A 17,758-nucleotide genomic window follows, 5' to 3' on the forward strand; every position below is an offset into this window, starting at 1 on the left:
CGGCAGCCGTTACGGGTCCAGCACCGCCAGCGCCTCGGCCTGCCGACCCTGCTCACCGAGCAGCCGCGCCCACTCCCGCGCGCAGAACCACTCCCCACGACCGGCCCAGCACTCCAGACCTCGCAGCCGACGTCGCGCCCGCCGCTGCAACTCACCTGTATGCCCCGGAAGTTGAGCAGGCTTCGCTTCGACCTGCGTATGTTTGGCTGAAAATAGTTACCGGTGTACGGAGTTGACGTGGGGGTGACGTTCGTCAGGTGTCACACGCCGTCAATATCCGGTGAGCTGTCCCCGTACGTCACCTTACTGATGCGGTGTCACTCCTCCTATCACAGGCGAACATTCAGCCGGTTGGTTCGCGACGAACTCAAGTCGTCGGCGGACTATGCAGTCAGTCAGATCTTTGCGTGCGGCAGTGTGGCTAGCATGAACGGGTACCCGGTCGGAAGATCGTCGTCCTCGTGGCGACCCCTGCTCCGACCCGAGGCCGCCGTGTGCCGGCCGGCCCGTTTCTTCTGATCTCATGGACCGAGGGACTCGCGGAATGTCAGTGCCTGCACCGCCCAGTCAGCACCGGCCGGCGAAGGCGCCGCGCACCTCGCCGACCGCCCCCCTGGCCGTGCTGGTGGTAAGCGCCGCGGCCGGTGGTGGGGCCGTCGCCCTGGCGCCGTCCGGTGCCCGGACCTGGGCGCTGGCCGTGGCGGCGGTCGCCTGGGTGTGCGTGGCCGCCACCGTCGTCGTCAGTCACCAGCTCGTCCAGCGGGCCCGGCGCACGGCCGCCGAGCAGACCTCCGAGACCGGCCAACTCAAGGCGCAGTCGGCGCAGATGCTGGCGCAGATCACGGGCCTGGCCAACGTGACGCTGCCCACCGTGGCCAAGCAGCTACGGGACGGCACGAGCGCGGTCGACGTGCTGGGCAGTGTGCCCCTGCCGTCCGACCCGCTGCTGGGCCGGATCGTGCACACCTTTGCCGCCGCCGTCGAGGAGGACGTACAACACGCGATCGCCCTGGACGGCGAGCGTCGGCAGGCCCAGAGCGAGGTGAACGAAGTGGCCGCCGCACTGGACCAGTTGACGCAGGAGACCCTGCTCGCCGCGGTCGCCCGGCTGCGCGAGGGCCAGTCCGCCGACACGGTGCTCGCCGAACTCGACCTGCCGCGACTGCCGATGGTCCGCGTCCCGGCCGAGTCGTTCATCCGCGAACTCGCGCGCAGCGAGCGGCGCGCCGCCGCGGGACAGGCCGCCTCCGCCAAGGCGCTCAGCCGCGTCCAGGCCAAGTCCGTCAGCATGCTCGCCGACCTGCGGGACATGCAGGAACGGCACGGCGAGGAGGTCTTCGGCGACCTGCTGAGGCTGGACCACAGCACCTCCCAGCTCGGCCTGATGACCGACCGGCTCGCGTTGCTCATGGGCGGCCGGTCCAGCCGAGCCTGGAACAAGCCGATCGTGATGGAGAGCATCCTGCGTGGCGCCGTCGGCCGCATCGCCGCCTACCAGCGGGTGCGCCTGCACTGCTCCACCACCGCCGCGATCTCCGGCTTCGCCGCCGAGGGCGTCATGCATCTGCTCGCCGAACTGATGGACAACGCCGCGAACTTCTCCCCGCCCATCGACGAGGTGCACGTCTACGTCGAGGACCGCAGCGCCGGGATGGTCGTCACCATCGAGGACAGCGGCCTGAAGATGGCCGACGCGGCCATGCGTCACGCCGAGGAGGCGGTGTCCGGTCGCATGACCGACCTCGCCTCGCTCCAGGGCACCCGGCTCGGCCTCGCGGTGGTCGGACGGCTCGCGGCGAAGTACGGCATCAGCGTCAACTACCGCCCCTCGTCGCGCGGCGGCACCGGCGTCGTCGTCCTGCTGCCCCCGCAACTGCTCGCCCAGCAGCGCGATTCGGTGTCGCGCGGAGCGGCCGACCACCCCGCCCCCACTCCCGCTCCGGCCCCGGCGCCCGAGCCCACTACGCGCCCCAGCATGCCGGAGCGGCCCGCCGCCCGGCCGGAGCTGCCCGAACAGCGACAGCCCCGGCGTGCCGCCGACTCCACACTGAACGGCCTGCCCGTCCGCGCTCCCGGTCGCACCATGGCCGAGGCGGAGCGGGAGCGCGAGCAGCGCCGGTCGGCGGCCACGACGGCGGACGAAGGCCGTTCGGAGAGCGGCGCGTCGGAGCAGCGCCCGGCACGCGACGCGGGCGCCCGGTTCGGCGCCTTCCATCGCGGTCGCCGGTCGGCGGGCGGCACCGCCAAGCCGGACGCCGGGTCCAAGGCGACCGAGGCGGGGGACACCGCCGAACCGGACGCCCGGCCCGAGTCCGAGCCACCGGTCGCCCCGTAACCGTCGGCCCTCATTCCCGTACGGCGCCCGGGGCGCCTGCGTCCACTACCCGCTCGAGTTCCTGAGATTGGAGGAACGGGCCGGTGACCGGTCAACCGCGCACCACCGTCCCATCACCCCTCATGCAGACCACCGACAACAGCCTCACCTGGCTTCTCCAGAACCTCCTGGAGCGCACCCCCGGCACCCGGCACGCCCTGGCCCTGTCCCGGGACGGCCTGAAGCTGTGCTGGACCGAACATCTGACGTTTGACCAGGCCGACCAACTCGCGGCGATCTGCTCCGGCATCCAGGCCCTCGCCCAAGGCGCGTCCATGGAGTTCGGCGACGGCAGCGGCGGCGTCCGGCAGTCCATGACCGAGTTCCACGGCGGCCTGCTGTTCATCGTGGAGGCCGGTGAGGGAGCGCATCTGGCCGTCCTCGCCGAGGAGGACGCCGACCCCGGCGTGGTGGGCCATCAGATGACGGAGCTGGTGGAGCAGATCGGCGAGCACCTGCGCGCCGAGCCCCGAGAGCCCGTTCCGGGGAGTGCCGCGTCGTGACGCGCAGGCCCGTGGACACAGGTGACCCCGACCGGCTCTATACGGTCACGGCCGGCCGGAGCCACGCCGAGGGCTCCTTCGACCTGGTCACCCTGATCGTCAGTGAGTGCCGGCCCACGGCGGGAATGCAGTCGGAGCACGCCCGGATCCTGGAGCTGTGCGAACACCCCACGGCGGTCGTCGAGATCGCCGCGGAGCTGAAGCTGCCCATCACGGTGGTACGGATCCTGCTCGGCGACCTGCTCGACATGGGCCGCATCACCGCCCGCCACCCGCGCGCGGCGCAGTCCGTCGCCTCGCTCCCCGATTCCGCCCTTCTCAAGGAGGTGCTCCATGGGCTCCGTAACCTCTGAGCTGCCCTCCCACCGCACGCCACTGGACGACGCGGCGGAGACCGGCCTGAAGATCGTCGTCGTGGGCGGCTTCGGTGTCGGCAAGACGACCCTGGTCCGCTCGGTGAGCGAGATCCGGCCGCTGAACACCGAGGAAGTGATGACGCAGGCCGGCGTCGGCGTCGACGAGACCAGCGCCGTCGCCACGAAGACGACCACGACGGTGGCGTTCGACTTCGGGCGGATCACCCTCAACGAACGCATGGTGCTGTACCTGTTCGGCGCGCCGGGCCAGGAACGCTTCTGGTTCCTGTGGGACAGGCTGTTCTCCGGAACGCTGGGTGCCGTGGTGCTCGTGGACACGCGCCGGATGAACGACTCCTGGTACGCGATAGACCGGCTTGAGCACCACGGGACACCGTTCGTGGTGGCCGTCAACCGGTTCGACGACGACACCCACCGGTACTCCCTGGAGGAGATCCGTCAGGCGCTCGCGCTGCCCGAGCACGTACCGATGCTCGACTGCGACGCGCGGGTCCGGCAGTCCGGCAAGGACGTGCTGGTCACCCTCGTGGACCACCTGTACGAACTGGCGATGGCCCAGGAGGCGACACCATGACCGACCCCTCTGCGGTGCGACCGGCCCCGCCGGGCTGCCCCGCCCACCCCGACGCGGTACGCCTGGCAGGACTCGAGTACCAGCAGTCGCCGTCGCAGCTCTACCGCGCGCTGCGCCGCCAACACGGCGCGGTCGCACCCGTGTTGCTCGACGGGGACATCCCGGCCTGGCTGGTACTCGGCTATTCCGAGGTCACGTATGTGACCGGCCACGACGAGCTGTTCGCGCGGGACTCCCGGCGCTGGAACCAGTGGGAGAACATCCCGGCGGACTGGCCGCTGCTGCCGTACGTCGGCTACCAGCCGTCGGTGCTGTTCACCGAGGGCGACGAGCACCGGCGGCGGGCCGGAGTCATCACTCAGGCACTGGAGGGCGTCGACCAGTTCGAGCTGGCGCGCAACTGCCAGGTCATCGCCGACCGGCTGATCGCGGGCTTCGCGGGCAGCGGGCAGGCGGAGCTGATGACCGGATACGTGCACGCGCTGCCGATGCGGGCCGTGGTGCAGATGTGCGGGATGCCGACCTCGGGTGAGGACACCCAGCAACTCGTCGAGGACCTGCGGATCTCGCTGGACGCGGCGGAGGGCGACGACCCGGTGGCGGCGTACGGGCGCGTGGGCGAGCGGCTGCGGCAGCTCGTGAAGGACAAGCGGGAACGCCCCGGGCCGGACGTCACCTCGCGCATGCTGCTGGATCCGGCGGGGCTGACGGACGAGGAGATCGTCCAGGACCTGATCTCGGTGATCGCCGCGGCGCAGCAGCCGACCGCGAACTGGATCTGCAACACCCTGCGGTTGCTGCTGACGGACGAACGGTTCGCGGTGAACGTGTCGGGCGGTCGGCTCAGTGTCGGCGAGGCGCTCAACGAGGCGCTGTGGCTGGACACACCTACGCAGAATTTCATCGGGCGCTGGGCCGTTCGGGACACCCAACTGGGCGGGCGGCAGATCCGGGCGGGCGACTGCCTGGTGCTGGGGCTGGCCGCGGCCAACACCGATCCGCAGATCTGGCCGGAGGGGCATGTGGGCGCGGAGAACGCCGCGCACCTGTCGTTCAGCAACGGCGAGCACCGCTGCCCCTATCCGGCACCGCTGCTGGCGGACGTGATGGCGCGGACGGCGGTCGAGACGCTGCTGGAGCGGCTGCCCGACCTGGTGCTGTCGGCGGAACCGGAGACGCTGGCCTGGCGTCCCTCGATCTGGATGCGGGGGCTGACGGCACTGCCGGTGCGGTTCACGCCGACGGTGCAGTAGGGCGGGTGCCTGATGACCCGGTGGGGTGGGCGCCCGGTTGCGTGGCAGGGCGGCCCACCCAGGGGTGAGGCGGCGCGGGCGTATGGGCCCCTGGGTGGGGCCCAACACCTCGGCGGTGGCGCGCCGGTAGGACGGTCAGGTGGTTCAGGCGGCCGTCACGGGCGTGAACCGCACCGGCAGGCGCTGCGGTCCGCGGGTGAAGACGCCTTCCTCGACCGGGTCGAAGCCGTCGGCCAGCCGCAGGTCGGGCATAGCGTCCAGCAGATGGTTGACGCCGACCTCGACCTCCGCCTTGGCGAGCAGCGCGCCGACGCAGAAGTGCCGCCCGAGCGCGAAGGCCAGGTGGTCGGCCGCGGCGGAGAAGGCGGTCGTGGTGGTCAGATCGTCGCGGAAGATGTCGAAGCGGTCGGGGTCTCGGTAGCGGCTCTCGTCGCGGTTCGCGGCACCTATCAGGCAGGTGACGGTGACACCGGCGGGTATGGTGCCGCCGCTGAGCTTCACCTCGGTCGCGGACTGCCGCATGATCATGTGGACGGGCGGGGTGTACCGCAGGGTCTCGGCGAAGGCCCGCGGGATCAGGTCCCGGTCGGCGCGGACGGCGGCGAGCTGGTCGGGATGGACCAGCAGATTCGCGAAGATACTGGCGATCGCCTTGTCGGTGGTCTCGCCACCGGCGGCGAGCAGCAGGCTGCAGAACGCCTTGATGTCCTCGTCGCTCATCCGGACACCGTCGACCTCGGCGGCGCACAGCGTGGACAGCAGGTCATCGCCCAGGTTCTCGCGGCGTTCCTGGATGATCGGCAGCATGTACTCGGCGAACTCGACACGGGTCCGCTCGCCCGCCGCGGCCACCTCGGGGTCACCCGAGAGATTGCCGAGGAAGGCGATGACGGACGTGTACCACCGGTGGAAGCGCGCGTGGTCCCCCTTGTCGAGGCCAAGCATGTCGGCGATCACGTTGATCGGGAGACGGGTGGCGAAGTCGTCGACCAGGTCGGCGGAGCCGGAGTCCCGGAAGGCGTCGATCAGTTCGCGCGAGTTGCGCTCGATGACGGGGAGGAACTTCTCGTTGAGGTCCGCGCCACGGAAGGCGGGCGCGACGAGGGCCCGACGCACGGCGTGCTCACGGCCGCTGAGTTGGAGGATCGTCTTGCCGTGTACGGGCTCGATCTGCCAGTCGTAGTTGTCGGTGGTGAACTCGCCGCTCTTGTCCTTGAAGACGCGCTCGATGTCGTCGTAGCGCGAGATGATGTAACTCTGTGTGGCCTCGTGCCAGATGAGGGGCGCAGAATCACGCATCAGACGGTACGCCGGGTAGGGGTCGGCGGCGAACTCGGGCGAGAGGATGTCGGGCACCTGCTGCGCGGTGGACATGGGGCTCCCTCAAAGTCAGTGATTCAACTACGACACAAGGTAGTTGATCAACAGTCAGCCCAGACAGCCCCCCACCACCAGTACGAGGAACGGGAGTTGGGGCGGGCTGGGAAGCCACGGCTGGGGCGGTACGCAATGCCCGCCCCAGCCTCGTACGCTGCCGATGGGGTGATCACCGGTCGAGCGAGCGCCGCAGTGCCAGGGCTGCCAGCGCCGCCGGTGCGCCCTTCGGTCCGCGGATGCCCGGGAAGGCGTTGATGTCGACGACTACGGGCGCCCCCTCGCGGTCCAGTACGTCGACACCGTAGACGTCCAGACCGAAGACCTCTCCCGTGTGGAGGGCCAGTCGGGTCCAGGACCGTGGCAGATCATGAACCAGTGGTGCCGACTGCGCACCGTCCGGTGGGGCGCCCACGGGCGCGGGGCGCACATCCGTGAACACCTCACCCGCGATCACCCACAGCTTGTGGTCCCAGCCGCTGTTCGCGACGAACTCCTGGAGGACGACGGGCTCGTCGGACCACTTGACGGCAAGGTCCCGGAGTTCGGCCGGACCGTCCACGCGGGCGACCAGGTCCGCGCGCCGGTTGTGGCGGCTCTTGACCATGATCGGATAGCCGTTCTCCGGCCGCTCCGCCGTGTGGAGGGCGTCGGACAGTGCGTCCAGGGTCCTCGTCCTGGGCATCGGCAGGCCTGCGCCTTCCGCCACGGCGGCGGTCCGGCTCCTGTCCTGGCACAGCTCCGTCGCGGCGGCGGAGTTCACCACCCGCGCGCCGTGTGCCTCGAGGAACCGGGCCAGCAGAAGTGCCCTGGGGGTATGGGACTTGAGGAGGTAGACGTCGGCGAGATCGTCCGGGGTCACCAGTTCCGGCGGGGATCCGGTTCCGGTGTCCGGGTTCAGGAACGTCACCCGGTGCTCCGCCTCGACGAGTGCGGCGGAGGTTGCGGCGAGCAGCGGATGATCCGGCTTGTCGGTCAGCAGGCACACTCTCATGGCTGCGCGGCTCCCGGTACGGCTGCCAGCACGCCCGCCTCGGGGCCGGGGTGTGGGTGGGGCAGTCGGTGGGGGATCTGCGGCTGCGCGGGAATGCGCGGAGCAGGGGTGAGCACGCCCGTCCTGGCGGCACCGCCCGACCTGGCCAGGTCAAGGACGGCTCCGGCCAACCGGCCTACGGCGTCAGGTACTTGGCGGAAGCTCGGGAAGTCGTTGATGTCGATGATCACGGGGCCGTCGGGGCCGAGCACCACGTCGATGCCGTACAGATCGAGGCCGAAGACCGCGCCCACCTTCGCCGCCACTGCGGCGACTTCGGCGGGCAGGGGGACGGTTCCCTCGTTGAGCGGCCCGTCGGGGTGGAGCGGAGAGCGGCGCAGGGTGGCGTGGAATTCGCCCGCGAGGCAGTAGACCTTCAGGTCGGTGCCGGAGTTGGATATGTAGGGCTGCGCGATGAGTTGGCCCTCGCCCGCCTGCTCGGTCTCCGCCAGCCGCCCGGCGTCCGACACGAGCCGCACCCCGCGCCCCGAGCTTCCGTCGGCGGGCTTGACCACCAGGGGGAAGAGGTCCTCGGGAACATCTGCGAACAGGGTGGCCCCGGGGGCCGAGTAGGTCACCGGGACCGGCAGCCCGTGCTGTCGCGCGATGACCGACGTGAGGACCTTGTCACGCACCGCGCGGATCGACCGCGCATCGTTCACCGTGGTCAGGCCCACAGCCGCTGCGGCCTCCAGCAGGGTGAGCCCGGGGCCGCCGGACACGGTCTTGAGCACCCAGGCGTCATGGGTCCCCGCCCGCACCTCTTCCGAGATCCGCAGCAGTGAGCCACCGGGGCACACCACATCCACCTGGTGTCCCCACGACCGCAGCCGCCGGACCACGTCAAGCGGCATGCTGTCATGCCGGTACAGCTCCTCGACGAGGAAGCAGAGCTTCATCCAAATACCCCTCGATGCCCCATGACTGAGGGCACGACGATGCCTCACGGTGCTCTTCCGAACACCCCCAAAGGGGCAACGCTACCGTCACGCCCAAGTCAGAGCGCCCGCCACCTATGTGACGGCGCTTCAGATCTTCGCATGGCCGGGAGGCCGTGGCCTGGTGTCCTGTTGCCGGACGGGACCGATCTCGGCTCTGTCGGTGACGGAACGGCGCGTTGAGGGGCAGCAGCAGAACGGGACTTGGCCGGGGCCGGGCAGCGGCGTGGTCGTGCGAGATGCGCTCCAGGACGACGGCGTACCCGGCCTCGTCTCAGCGTGCACGGAAGGGCAGAGAGCAACGCCCTTGATGTTGCCTCAATGGTCCTGATCCTCCCGCGTCGGTTCGTAGAGGCTCGGCTTGGACGCTTCCGCACCTTCGCTGACAGGACCGACCTGCCGTGCACGCTCACGAAAGCGCGCCCGATAAAGACGAGTCGAAAGCCCCGAAGGCGCAATCGGAGCCGCGCGAAGGGCAGCGGACTCAGCAGCCTGCGGGACGCGGCGGCGGCATGCTCAACGCCCGGTCTGTCCAGCGATTGCAGCGCGGCGCGGGAAACGCCGCGGTGTCGCGGCTGCTCGCCGCGCATCGGCCGCCCTCATCACCGTCACGGCAAGGGCCGCCGGGTGCATCGGCGGGCCCGACCGGTTCTGCCGGTCCGGCGGGCATGGCCGGACCGGCCGGTCAGGTGGAACAGGCGGGACAGACAGGTCAGGCGGGGTACGCGGGACCGGCGTCGACAGGGGCTGCCGCGCCGCAGTTCGCCCTACCTCGTCCGGGTGTACCTCGTGCCGCCGACCCACCCTCGGCCAACCAATCTGCCGTCAACTCCCGTTCCGCGAAGCCCCCTTCCGTCAGGAGAGCGGCGGATGGCGAGAAACCGGGGCGACCGCAGCGGGACGGCCCACCCGCGAGCGCGTCCGCACTGCCCGAGAGGCTTCCGGAGGGCGGTGCCGCCGCTGCCGCCGCCACTGTGGACGCACGCAAGGGCGAGTTACAGGCGACCCGTACGAGAGAACGTCCGGCCGTATCGCTCCTGAAGAAGCACCGCGAGGCCCAGCAAAGGAAAGGAGGAGAGGGAGGAGGAGAGCAGGGGGGCCACGGCCATGACCGACGTGGCGGCCCGTCTCCCCACGGCCCCGGCCGGGCCGCCCAAGCCGACGCAGCCGGCGCCGGTCACGGTGATGGCAACGGGTCGGAGATCGACTTCGTCGACCTGGACCTGGAGTCGCTGCTGCCGCCGCTGTGGGGGCAGTCGCCGCAGCAGCACGAGGCGGAGGTTCAGGACTACAGACAGGAGCTGGCCCAGGACCGGGGCGTCGCCAAGGAGAAGGTGGCGGCCTTCACCGAGAGCCGCCGGGCGAAATCGACGCAGTTGGCCGCCCTCGCGCCTCAGTTGACGCAGCAGGTACAGGCGGCCAAGGCGGCGGCGCTGGCGAAGATCGGATCCGCCGAGACCTCGAGCGTGGCGAAGGTGCAGGCCGCGGTGCAGGGTGCCCGGTCACGTGTCCAGGCACTGGCGCGGACGGCCCAAGGGCAGGTGACGGCGGGTCATTCGGCGGCGGTCGCGGCGATGGGTTCGGCCGCCTCGGGGGTGCGTACGGCCATGGACGGCGGATTCCGTACGGCGGGAGAGGCCGTCACCGGCAAGCAGGACAACCAGATCACCAAGCTCGGCGAGCTGTACGGCACCACGGAACAGCGGATACGGGACGCCGCGAGCCACGCGGGGGAACTGGCGGTCGGCGAGGGCCAGAAGCGCGCCGCGCAGTACCGCTCCAAGATGATCCACCGCGACGACAACTTCTGGGACGGCCCGCTCACCGACAACCGGTGCAAGGCTCAGGCGGATGCCGCCACCGCGGTCGGCGATGCCTACAAGGACGAACTGCCCAAGGCGGCGGACGAGCCCATCGACGACATGAAGAAGGGCAAGCCGGACTCCGAGAAGGCGATCGGCAAGGTCGCCGACGACGTCCGCAAAAGCCTGGAGACGGTGCTCGAGCAGAGCCAGAAGGGCCTGGCCGACGGGCACAAGCAGGCGTTGCAGGGCGCGGACGGCGCCAAGGCGGGCGCGCTGGCGGGTATCGGGCAGGCGCTGAGTTCGGCCGAGGCGAGCCTGGCCCGGCTCCAGAGTTCGCAGATCGCGGCGGTGAGAGCCCAGGCGGCGCGGCAGCGGCAGGCCGTCGAGCGGAACGCGGCCGGGGCCACCGCCGCGATCGGCAAGGGCGTGGCGACGGCGCGCGGCGGACTGGACCGCGGCCTGCGGGAGTTCGTGCGGATCCTCGGCCGGGACGCGGTGCCCGATCCCGAGCAGTTGGAGGAGGTGTTACGGGACACCGGCGCGCAGTTCGACGAGCGGCTGGAGGGCGTGGCCGAGCAGTTGCGTGCGCAGGCGGCCGGGGCCGGGAAATCGCTGGCCGCGGCGGCGGAGGGCGCGGCGCAGGGGATGGCGAGGACCGCCGGGTCCGCCGCGGAGTCGGCCGGGCGGACCGCGACGTCCGCCGGCGAGGCACTGAGCCGTACCGCTGCGCGGACGGTGAGCGGGCTGCGGCAGGTCCAGCAGTCCTTCGCCGAGACCGCCAAGGCGATGCAGAAGGGCTACGCGGATGCGAACAAGCAGGTCCTCGAAGGGCTGGACAAGGCGTACACGGAGCTAGCGGGCAAGTTCAAGGAGGGGGCGGACGGGCAGGTCAAGGCCGTCGCCGAGGCCTTGGAGAAGGCGGCCACCGGGACGGGCGAGAAGGACATCCATCCCAAGATCACCGAAGAAGCGGACAAGGCGCGCGCCAAGGTCAAGCCTCGCTGGCACACCGTCCTCACCTTCATCGTCGTCATCGTCGTCGTCATCGCGCTGACGATCGCACTCGGCCCTTTGGTCATAGGCGCCGTGACCGCAGGCGCCACGGCCATCGGTGTCGGGGCCGCCGCCGCGGCCACGATCGGAACGATCGTCGGTGGCGCCATCGTGGGCGCGGCGGCGGGCGCCGTCGGCGCGGTGGTGAGCAACGTGATGAACGGCGCACCGGTGCTGGAAGGGGTCGGCAAGGCGGCCCTCTTCGGAGCCATCGGTGGAGCGGTCGGTGGCGGCGCGTCAGCCGTCGTCGCCAAGACCGCACTGAGTACGGGTGCCCGGGTCGCGGTCGAGATGGCCGTCGAGGTGACGGTCGGGGTCGGCACGGAGGCTGTGGACGCCGCCATCAGCGGCCAGGGCTACAGCTGGCAGCAGGCGTTGCTGACCGCGGCCACGACGGTGGCGGTCACCGGGGTGATGGCCCACCCACGCGTCCACGCGTTGACCGGCCGGGTCCAGACGGGCACGGAGAACCTCCTGGGCAAGATCGGCATCAAGGTCCCGTCGCCTTCGGGGGAGGTCGAAGCCCCCAAGGCTCCGGACGCCCCGGATGTCCCCGGCGCTCCCAAGGTCGAAGTCCCGTCCCCCGAAGCTCCGTCCGCCCCCAAGACCCCGGACGCGTCCGGTCCGTCCCCCGACGGCGCCACCGGCGGAACCCCTGACGGCAGGCCGCAACCAGGCCGTGGCCCCGACGGCGCGACGTCCTGGGACGGCTCCCATATCGACCCCACCGGCGGTCAGGGCAGCGCGGACGGCCCGGTACGCCCGCGCGACCAGGACGCGGTCGAGGCCGAACTCCGCGGCGCGCTGGGCCCGTTGGGCGATCGTGTCGACGTCAGGATCGAGCCCGACCTGCCCGGCCGTACCGTACGCGTCCACTACGACATCGACGACAACGGTCTGATCAGCAACGTCCGCATGGCCGTCGGCCCCTCCGCCACGCCCGCCGACATCCAGCTCCACGCCCCCACCGCCCGCACGATGATGCGCTACGGCGGGCTGTCCGGGCGCGTACGCCAAATCCTGCGGCAGGTGGGCGAATGGGTCGGCGTCCATGGCTCGCCCCCGGTCGGCTCCCGTGCCTGGGAAGCCCGCCTTGAACTCCGCAAACTTCCCGACATCATCGCCGACCGCGCCCGTACCTATGCGGAGGCCGATCCGGCGGCACGTGCCGAACTTGAATCCGAACTCGATTCCCTCATCCAGCAATTCGAGACCCACGCTGAGACCCTCAAGCAGTGGAACCTGGACCCGGGGCGGGGGTACGTCGCTGCCGAGAACCCAGAAGTATCCAATATCAGGAAGAACTGGCGCAATCTTCCCGAATTCGATAGCGCTAAATGGCCGGGCGGCTTCCCTGACCCGGGTGATGGGCAATTCTACCGTTTCATGTCCAAAGAGGAGCCGCCCCGGCTCGAGTTCCGCGGGAAGGTCACCGGGCAGGACGGCAAGGAGACGACGGAGGTGCTCCATCAGTGGAACGCGGAGACGGGTGCCGAGATACCCAAGGGACAGACCTCGCCGCCCAAGAGGTTTGACCCCGACACCACCCAGGATGCCGCCTTCCAGAAACTGGTCGAGGAGAGTCCAGGATTCGATGGGTACGTCAAGGCCCTTGAGGAGCTGGGTATCGTCACAGATCGCAGTGAGATGTACCGCAACATGCCGGACGATCCGTCCGGCATGACCCACGACGACGTGCGGCATGGCTTGAAGGAGCCCTACAAGGAGGCGATGCTCGCTAAAATCAACAATCACAAGACATTCTTGAAGATCAGTCAATTACTAGGCGTCAAGGACAAGGGAAACCTCGGCGAACGATGGTTCGCGAAGAAGGAGGGCTTCGAAGGGCAAGACGGAGTCCTGAGCGAGGTGCGAATACCGAAAGATGTTGTCGACCCACCTCTCTCGTCGTCCCGAAGGATCGACCACTTCAAGGACGGCACGCTGTACGAGATCAAGAACGTTGAGGCGTATGACTCCGAGATCAGGGGGCAGTTGGAGGACTATCTCCGGCTTATCGATACGGATGTTCCCAACCTGGGGAGACCCGAACGATTACAGGTGGTCTTCCTCAATCCGAAGGGGTTGGTCGAAAACGCTTCCTGGTTACGAGGATTGCTAACGTACAAAGAGGGAAAGCTTGAGGTCGGCGTCTACAACGAAAAGGGGGTGAAGTGGCCGGATGACAAGCCGATCACGCCGTCCATGCTTCAGTTCAAGGGAAAGAACGGGAAGTTGAACGAAGATGCTCAGGAACTTTTGAAATTCTTGAGTGGCTAGAGTGGCCCACAGGCAGTCGGTCGACCGATGGAAACACGCGAGAAGAAGGGCGAGTCCATGCAAGGGATGATCGCGATGACACTCGAGGGGAAAGATGCCGTCGGTCTGGCAAAGTCCGTGCGAGAACGCTGTCTCTGGGGGCCTGAGGCGGTGCCGGAGGAGGTCGAGGTGGACTACCTTCCCGCGAAGCCGTCGGAACATTGGATCGAGCAGTACTCGGATGCCGGAAAGGTCGTTTCCGCATACTTTGATGAGAGCTACGAGAACTATCTCATCATGGATCCCGCAGCGAAATCAGCTCAAGCTTCCTTCCATTTTTCAGGCGATCTCTCGGAGTTGATCGAGATGTTGAGCGGTCTGCCTTTCGAGGTTGCATCATTCAAGACGCGGTATGCCTCCTGGTACAGCAAGTACAGGCATATTCCGGGTTTCGGTGGATCCCACTTCAAGCATGGCTGGGCCTGCGCATTCCGAGGGGACGGGCATGCCCGCCTGGCTTCCCGCCGCTGGTTGGATCACGGCCCCTGGCGCCTGTACCGTGGAGCGAACGACACCTCATTCGTGCAGTTCCACGACCTCGAACTCGAGGAAGAACTCGCGTACGCTCAGGCGAAAGTCGCTCATCAGCGTATGGGTATCACGGACGAGGGTGGGTATCTTCAGCCGGACTATGTCTACCAGGACGATATCCGAGGGTTCTACAATTCGGCGCGGCGAGTGCTCGAAATGGTCGTGATCGGTCGGACTGTCTCGGCGCGGGAAATGCGCGACGCGTGTGCGGCACGCCGAGACCAAGTGCTTGGCCCGGAGCAGCCGATCGACAATGTCGCCTTCGTCTTCCTCGACCCGTCCGAGGCCCCCGCCCACCTGCCCAGGCTATGGCCGTACGGGTTGGAGTGCTGGACGATCATCGATGAGGTCAAGACCCGCCTGGACAGCGAAGAACCGCCCGAAGGGACAGGTGCCTGATATGGCCCCCGATCACGTAGGTGATGAGGATGCGGGGACTTCCCGGTTCCTGGCGTCGTTGCAGGCGCTCGCAATCGCGGCCTCGGCGCTGGGCAGTGATGCCCAGCGGGTACGGGAGGAAGCGGTCGCCGCTGTTCACGAGTGGGCGGATCTGCCTGGTGAGGAAGCGCCGACCGTTGATATCTCGCACATCCTGCGGGGTGTCACTCCCGGTGACCGAGCGCTTCTCGCCGAAGCCGTAGGGGTGTTCGCCGAGTGGATTCGGGAGCCGGGAGAGGAGAGCGGGCGCCGGGTGGACGCCATGGTCCAGCGGTTGCAGCGTGAGCTGGGGCCGTTGATCGTGCGGGACCGGGAGGCCGAGAAGGCAGCGGAGAGGGAGCGGCTTCGGGGGGAGGTACGGGAGTCCATCAGGATTCGGCTTCGGGAGGCGGGAGTTGTGGGCACCCAGGACAACTCGCGCGATGGCAATGCGGAATGATCGCCCGGACAAGTGCGTAGACGGCTGCGGCGAGGGAAAACACGGTCCGCAAGGGCGTGTTCGAGCTGGACCGGACAGGATCCGTTGGGGCGGGTACGACGGCCGGGCGGAGGGCCGCAAGCGGGCCGCGGCCCGCGCTGCTGGCGTTGGCCGAGCCGACTGAGAGGGCGTCCGATGTCGTCGCTGCGGTGAACGGTGAAGCCGACCCGTGTTCTGGTCCGGGAGCTGACCCGAGCCGGGCACAAGGCCAATACCGATACCGTTGCCGAGCTTCTGCGGAGGAGGACTTCAGCCTACGGACGGCTGGAGGGCGGCCAGCACGCAGACCGCGATGCCCAGTTTACGGGTGCCGTCGGCGTAAGAACCGCCCCAGTCACGGCAGATGTTCTCGGAGCCGGGAAGTTCACGCAGCCAGCCAGGGTTGCAGCGTCGCGGCCGGCCAAAAGATCGAGAGGCGCCTCCAGAACCCGCCGCGCGCCACATGAGCGGCGGCTATAGCGGGCAGTCAGGCTAGGGATCGGCGAAAGTACCCCGTGTCGGCGTACTCGAGAATGTGCTTCGCGAAGTATGGATGAACGTGCTCAGCGAGATGATGGGCTGTTCGCCGGCTCGAGCGGAGTCGTGCCACGATGGCCTTGTGGAGAGTCCTGGTCTGTCAACGCGTCGTCGTGTGCTGATCGAGGCGGTCGTCATGGTCGCGGCGCCTGCTTGGGTTCAGGTGGCCTGGCTGGACAGATACGACGTGCCGCCGGACGAGATCGCCTTGGGCTTCGATGACGCCTTCCACCTTGTTCGGCAACTGGTCGATGAAAGTCAGCTCAGTCGTGATGTGTTGCCCTTACTGCAGATGATCGATGAAGTATTCAGCGAGATGTCCCACGACACCGACGTGGAGCGGTGGACAAGGGAAGCAATGGCCACCGATGCCGGGTGGGGACGCGCCTGACAGTTGGCGCGAGAGATCCTCATAGCGGAAGGTGAAGAGACGTCTCCGCTGCCAGGCCTCCGCATCGTTCAATGAGTCCCCAACCCGGCCCGCGGTCCATGCCGTCTCTTTCGGATCTTGCCGAGGTCTAGTCCTGGGCCCCGGTCGGCGCGCAGGATCCGGCGGTGGGTGTCTCTGGGTGGGTGGATCACCAGAAGCCGAAGAACCGCGCCCACCACGTGGGCCGCGCTGTGAAGTGCTCCAGTTCGCTGGGGCCCTCGTAGTCACTCTCCAGCAGTTCTTCGGGGACGCTCACGTAGCCGAGTTCGGTCAGGGCATGCTCCACTGTGCTGAGGTCGGCGGGATCCAGCGCGCCTCCGTCACAGGCTTCGTTCGTGCCGAGGAAGGCTCCCGGATTGTCGGCGCAGACCTCGGCTAGGCAGCCGAACTTGCTCACGCAGACCACGATCCGTGTCCCGCAGATCGTCGCGTCCGCAGGCACGCGGATGCGCCCGTACTCGCTGGAGTCCTGGGTGTCCCGCTCGGACTCGCACGGGGCCCCGAAGTCCGTTTCGAGTTGGCGGACCAGCCCGCTGAACGCGACGCCGGTCGCGGCAGGGTCGTAGTACAGCGGCTGTTCCAGCCGTTCGGGGTCGTCGAGTTCGCGCAGGAGGGCCAGCAGTTCCGTGTCACTCATCGCCATCTGCCCATCCTGGCGCCCCGACGGGCGGCAGGATGGGCAGGGGTGCGCAAGCAAGGGCCCATTCATCTGGGGCCGGCACTTGTTGGCTCACGAGAGTTGCTGCTGCCACCTGCCCGACGCATCCCGTTCTTGTTGTTCTCGTTGCTTCTCGTGGTGGCGACCTGGTTTTGCGTTGATCAGAGTACATAGGGGTAGAGACTGACCTTCTCGCGGTCTACAGAGAGTTCGACCCACGTATCGGCAGCATCATCGGGCAGCGGATCAGCGAGGTCCAGCAGGATATTCGTGCCGTCAAGATCCAGCAGGGCGGCACCGTCCTCAGTCAGGCTCAGATGTCCCCGCAGGACTACGCAGTGCCCGCCGGTTCGGAGTCCAGGACCGACCTCAGTAGTCGGCTTGGCGTTCTGCCTCCAGGTGATGTCAACGTCGATCGTCCACTCGACGTGGTACTCGCCGGGCTCCGCGGCCCGGTCTCCGCACCAGCGGACCGTAGCGTGACCGAATGAGGTCTGGACATCGGCCAGCCAGGGAGTTCCGGGGAGCGCTGCGACCTTCACCAGTTCGATCAACATCACTCGATCATGCAGCATCCTCGGTGCTGCCGGAGCCCGTGATGTTACCGGGTTCCTTGCAGAAAGCCCCGGCGTTCAATACGAGGGCGACCACAGGTGCCCGTGCATGATGGCGCGGTTGATTCTGCCGGTGAACTCCTGCCGTATCCGCCGGGCGGAGACGCCCTTGAGGCTGTTGACCAGCTTGGAGACGGCGACCTTGGGTGGGTAGTGCACCAGGAGGTGGACGTGATCACGCTCGCCGTTGAACTCCTTCAGCTCGCCTCGAAGTTCTCGCGCACCTTGCGTGTGATCTCTTCGCGGTTTCCCTGATCCACAAGACCAGTCGTCGTAGGGTCTTGGGCCGTGCAGCTCCGCTACAACTACCGGGCCTACCCTGATGCCTCCCAGCGCCGTGCGCTGGCGCAGGCGTTCGGGTGTGCCCGCGTGGTGTGGAACGACTGCTTGCGCGACCGGAAGGAGGCGCACGCGGCGGGGCTGCCGTACGTGAAGTCGGCGGAGTTGTCCCGGCTTCGCATCACCCAGGCCAAGCGCACCGAGGAACGCG

At 68.4% G+C, this 17,758-nt stretch carries 16 protein-coding genes and 2 pseudogenes; 11 read left to right on the forward strand and 7 right to left on the reverse strand.

Annotation, left to right across the window (positions count from 1 at the left end):
• Nucleotides 1-9: 9 nt before the first annotated feature.
• Nucleotides 10-150, reverse strand: coding sequence for a hypothetical protein (locus ACZ60T_RS25060; RefSeq protein WP_469667937.1), 141 nt, complete (start codon nt 148-150; stop codon nt 10-12).
• Nucleotides 151-544: 394 nt separating this feature from the next.
• Here ACZ60T_RS25060 and ACZ60T_RS25065 point away from each other — a divergent pair, with 394 nt between their 5' ends.
• The 5 genes from ACZ60T_RS25065 to ACZ60T_RS25085 all read left to right on the forward strand — a co-directional run bounded on the left by ACZ60T_RS25065 (nt 545) and on the right by ACZ60T_RS25085 (nt 5,081).
• Nucleotides 545-2,335, forward strand: coding sequence for a sensor histidine kinase (locus ACZ60T_RS25065; protein ID WP_469667938.1), 1,791 nt, complete (start codon nt 545-547; stop codon nt 2,333-2,335).
• A gap of 122 nt (nt 2,336-2,457) precedes the next feature.
• Nucleotides 2,458-2,877 (forward strand): roadblock/LC7 domain-containing protein, encoded by a 420-nt coding sequence (locus ACZ60T_RS25070; RefSeq protein ID WP_365625810.1) that lies wholly within the window; start codon nt 2,458-2,460, stop codon nt 2,875-2,877.
• Nucleotides 2,874-3,230 carry a DUF742 domain-containing protein gene (locus ACZ60T_RS25075; protein WP_252427690.1) on the forward strand — a complete coding sequence of 119 codons (357 nt, stop codon included), beginning with the start codon at nt 2,874-2,876 and terminating at the stop codon, nt 3,228-3,230. Before ACZ60T_RS25070 ends, ACZ60T_RS25075 begins: the two co-directional genes overlap by 4 nt.
• Nucleotides 3,211-3,828 (forward strand): GTP-binding protein, encoded by a 618-nt coding sequence (locus ACZ60T_RS25080; RefSeq protein ID WP_252427689.1) that lies wholly within the window; start codon nt 3,211-3,213, stop codon nt 3,826-3,828. The genes ACZ60T_RS25075 and ACZ60T_RS25080 overlap by 20 nt, the downstream gene beginning before the upstream one ends.
• Entirely contained in the window at nt 3,825-5,081 is a 1,257-nt protein-coding gene (locus tag ACZ60T_RS25085; protein WP_469667940.1) for a cytochrome P450, read from the forward strand. The genes ACZ60T_RS25080 and ACZ60T_RS25085 overlap by 4 nt, the downstream gene beginning before the upstream one ends.
• Before the next feature lie 144 nt (nt 5,082-5,225).
• Here the strand turns inward: ACZ60T_RS25085 and ACZ60T_RS25090 are convergent, their stop codons facing one another.
• The 3 genes from ACZ60T_RS25090 to ACZ60T_RS25100 form a co-directional block, all read right to left on the reverse strand.
• Nucleotides 5,226-6,455, reverse strand: coding sequence for a cytochrome P450 (locus ACZ60T_RS25090; RefSeq protein ID WP_469667942.1), 1,230 nt, complete (start codon nt 6,453-6,455; stop codon nt 5,226-5,228).
• Between the two features lie 172 nt (nt 6,456-6,627).
• Nucleotides 6,628-7,449, reverse strand: a complete 822-nt coding sequence (locus ACZ60T_RS25095) for an ATP-grasp domain-containing protein (protein ID WP_469667943.1) — start codon at nt 7,447-7,449, stop codon at nt 6,628-6,630.
• Complete coding sequence (locus ACZ60T_RS25100; RefSeq protein WP_469667944.1) at nt 7,446-8,387, reverse strand: ATP-grasp domain-containing protein; 942 nt, start codon at nt 8,385-8,387, stop codon at nt 7,446-7,448. The genes ACZ60T_RS25095 and ACZ60T_RS25100 overlap by 4 nt, the downstream gene beginning before the upstream one ends.
• Before the next feature lie 1,823 nt (nt 8,388-10,210).
• On the opposite strand from ACZ60T_RS25100, the gene ACZ60T_RS25105 reads away from it, so the two are divergent.
• The 5 genes and pseudogenes from ACZ60T_RS25105 (at nt 10,211) to ACZ60T_RS25125 (ending at nt 15,957) form a co-directional block, all read left to right on the forward strand.
• Nucleotides 10,211-13,564: a hypothetical protein gene (locus ACZ60T_RS25105; RefSeq protein WP_469667945.1), complete on the forward strand. Its 3,354-nt coding sequence runs from the start codon at nt 10,211-10,213 to the stop codon at nt 13,562-13,564.
• A gap of 27 nt (nt 13,565-13,591) precedes the next feature.
• Nucleotides 13,592-14,533: a hypothetical protein gene (locus ACZ60T_RS25110; protein WP_469667947.1), complete on the forward strand. Its 942-nt coding sequence runs from the start codon at nt 13,592-13,594 to the stop codon at nt 14,531-14,533.
• A gap of 1 nt (nt 14,534) precedes the next feature.
• The gene (locus ACZ60T_RS25115; protein WP_469667948.1) at nt 14,535-15,011 is read left to right on the forward strand and encodes a hypothetical protein; all 477 of its coding nucleotides are present in this window, start codon (nt 14,535-14,537) and stop codon (nt 15,009-15,011) included.
• A gap of 23 nt (nt 15,012-15,034) precedes the next feature.
• Nucleotides 15,035-15,353, forward strand: a pseudogene (locus tag ACZ60T_RS25120) (ISAzo13-like element transposase-related protein); the annotation flags it as partial.
• A 328-nt stretch (nt 15,354-15,681) separates the two neighbouring features.
• A complete protein-coding gene (locus tag ACZ60T_RS25125; RefSeq protein WP_469667950.1) occupies nt 15,682-15,957 on the forward strand; it encodes a hypothetical protein in 276 nt (91 codons plus the stop codon).
• Between the two features lie 187 nt (nt 15,958-16,144).
• Here ACZ60T_RS25125 and ACZ60T_RS25130 read toward each other — a convergent pair whose 3' ends face one another.
• The 3 genes and pseudogenes from ACZ60T_RS25130 to tnpA all read right to left on the reverse strand — a co-directional run.
• Complete coding sequence (locus ACZ60T_RS25130) at nt 16,145-16,639, reverse strand: hypothetical protein (protein WP_469667951.1); 495 nt, start codon at nt 16,637-16,639, stop codon at nt 16,145-16,147.
• 176 nt (nt 16,640-16,815) lie between these two features.
• Entirely contained in the window at nt 16,816-17,211 is a 396-nt protein-coding gene (locus ACZ60T_RS25135) for a hypothetical protein (RefSeq protein ID WP_469667952.1), read from the reverse strand.
• A 78-nt stretch (nt 17,212-17,289) separates the two neighbouring features.
• Nucleotides 17,290-17,469, reverse strand: a pseudogene (tnpA, locus tag ACZ60T_RS25140) (IS200/IS605 family transposase); the annotation flags it as partial.
• Between the two features lie 87 nt (nt 17,470-17,556).
• Between tnpA and ACZ60T_RS25145 the strand changes: the two are divergent.
• Nucleotides 17,557-17,758 (forward strand): helix-turn-helix domain-containing protein (locus ACZ60T_RS25145; protein ID WP_469667953.1); only part of this gene is annotated, 202 nt, incomplete at its 3' end.

This window comes from Streptomyces sp. NPDC104371, from assembly GCF_055583785.1.